General features: G+C 59.7%; 3 protein-coding genes. All 3 read left to right on the forward strand.

Annotation, left to right across the window (positions count from 1 at the left end):
* Nucleotides 1–160: 160 nt before the first annotated feature.
* Nucleotides 161–682 carry a TadE/TadG family type IV pilus assembly protein gene (locus AC2VLY_RS09810; protein WP_486922182.1) on the forward strand — a complete coding sequence of 174 codons (522 nt, stop codon included), beginning with the start codon at nucleotides 161–163 and terminating at the stop codon, nucleotides 680–682.
* 36 nt (nucleotides 683–718) lie between these two features.
* Nucleotides 719–1,693, forward strand: a complete 975-nt coding sequence (gene cpaB / locus AC2VLY_RS09815) for a Flp pilus assembly protein CpaB (RefSeq protein WP_486922183.1) — start codon at nucleotides 719–721, stop codon at nucleotides 1,691–1,693.
* 35 nt (nucleotides 1,694–1,728) lie between these two features.
* Nucleotides 1,729–2,303 (forward strand): pilus assembly protein N-terminal domain-containing protein (locus AC2VLY_RS09820; RefSeq protein WP_486892206.1); only part of this gene is annotated, 575 nt, incomplete at its 3' end.

The following is a 2,303-nucleotide window of genomic DNA, read 5'->3' on the forward strand; positions in this document are numbered from 1 at the left end:
CCCTGTTTACCCTGCCGGTCATCCTCCTCGAATACCTGCTGCGCGGTCAGGTGCAGCGCAAAACCCCCTTCGGTTTTGGCATTGGCATCGCCAGCGCAGTGGTGCTGCTCAGTCACTGGCCGCCGCCAGTGTTTCCGCTGGGCGGCTAAGGCACCGGGCCATGCCTCAGCCCTGCACTGCAGCACCACTCCGGCCCTGCGGGGTGACCAAAGATCAGGACCGGGAACGGGGTTCTTCGGTCATTGATTTTCCGTTTATTTTCGTGTTCTTTTTTTTGCTGCTCTGGGGCGTATTCAATTTTGGCTTCATATTTGTCATTCAGAGCATGATGACCACCGCCGCCGAAGATGGTGCCCGCGCTGCGCTGCGCTATCAGCCTGCCGCCAATGACGGTCTGGCCATTGCAGCACGCGCAAATGCGGCAACAGAGACAGCCAATCAGGTCGCGGGAGTGCTGAACGGTCTGGCGGGGGGCAGTATCACCACCACGGTGAATCCCACTACTTGCAGTTACAACGCCAACCTGACCTGCTTCAGCGTTCAGGTCACTTTTCCTTATGGTCAACATCCCATCATTCCGGCACTGGTGAATTTTCCTTTCATCGGATCGGTGGGCATACCCAATCAACTCACCGGCACGGCGGTCATGCAGGTGGACAATGCCAACCTGTTGCAGGACTGATGTAACAGACATAAATCACCAAGGAGACAGGGAAACATGGGAAACAAGGCAAAAATCGCCATCGCGATACTGGTGCTGCTGGCGGTGATACTGGGGGTTGCTGCCTATGTGATCAGCCTGCCTGCTCCCAGCGTGCAGCGACCCACAGAAAGCAGCCCAAACAGCACATCAACGGCTCCCGCTGGTGTCGCCGTGGTGGTCGCCAGCAAGCCGCTGATGGCCGGCAAACCCATTTCGGCCGATGCCCTGAAGGTCCTCCATTACCCGGAATTTCCCAGCGGCGCTTACCATCAGACCAGTTCGGTCATCGGTCAGGTACCGGCGACGAACATTGGCGCGGGGGTGCCCGTTTTGCACGCGAACATGGTGTCCGGCCTGGCGACTCAGGTACCTGAGGGTGACCTGGCCATGGCCATTCATGTCAATGAAGAAATTGCCGTTGGCGATCATCTGCATCCCGGCGATTTTGTCGATGTGTTTACCACCCTGCCCGGTAACGAAGGACAGATGCATGGTGGCTGGCCCACCCAAAGCCGTCTGCTGCTGGCGGGGCTGCGGGTGCTGGCCGTGGGTCCGCAAACCGTTGCGCACAGTCTGGGCCAAGCTCAGCCCGGACAGGACAATGCGGTGGTCAACGGGCAGGCCAATGGCCAGCAGGCGCAACCCCCCAGCACCGTCGTCCTGCAGGTACCGGTCGCTTCTTCGGCGACCCTGGCTCTCGCCAGTGCCCAGGGCCATCTGCTGCTGGCCTTGCGCAATCCCAAGAGCAGCGGCATGCCGGATGTGCAGGATTTTCCCGTGCCCACTCCAGCACTGATCCCCACCAAAATTCCGGTGAATCAACGCAAGGATGCCCTGCAAAAGCCTGAAAATCGCGCATATGCCGGGCTGACCCTGCCAGGACTGGCCGGCAAGAGCAAGGCCGAAGCACAGGCCATGCGTCCTTTGCCTCCGCCACCACCCATGATGCAACTCTATGACGGTGCGCAAAAAACCGCTGTTCCTTATTGATTGGCACCTGCCCTGACAAAAAGCGAGACCCCTGCATGAATACACACAAAAATCCGGGATACCTGCAGCCGCGACTGCGCAGCGCCCTGAAACTGGCCTTTTTCGGCATGCTGGGGGCCTTACCGCTGGCATGCGTGACGGGCACCGCCCGGGCGGCAGACTGGTCCGCGCATAGCACGGGCGCCTACCGGGCACTGGCCATTGCCGTGGGTACCCAACAGGTATTAACCCTGGATGAGTCTGCCTACCGCGTTGCCATTGGTAATCCCAAAACGGCTTCCATCCGCCCCCTGTCCAACAGTCACGGCAAGTCTTTTCTGATTACCGGCATCAGCACCGGCGAGACCAGTCTGCTGGTCTGGAAACTCGGCCACAAATCTCCAGAGGTCTGGCAACTGAATATCAATGCCCAGACGCCCCATGCACCGCTGGCTGCACCCGCACCGGGCATGCCCAAAATAACGGCCCAGGGGAACGTCGTGACCTTGTCCGGGGCAGTGTCCAGCCAGATGAAGCAGGAAGCGGCCCTTGAAGCCGCTGCTGCCATGGCCGGAAAGGACGGTAAAATCATCGACGAAAGCACCATTCCGGTGGATGACGAAGTGCAGGT

The sequence above is a fragment of the Acidithiobacillus sp. TH-A36 genome (assembly GCF_057473445.1).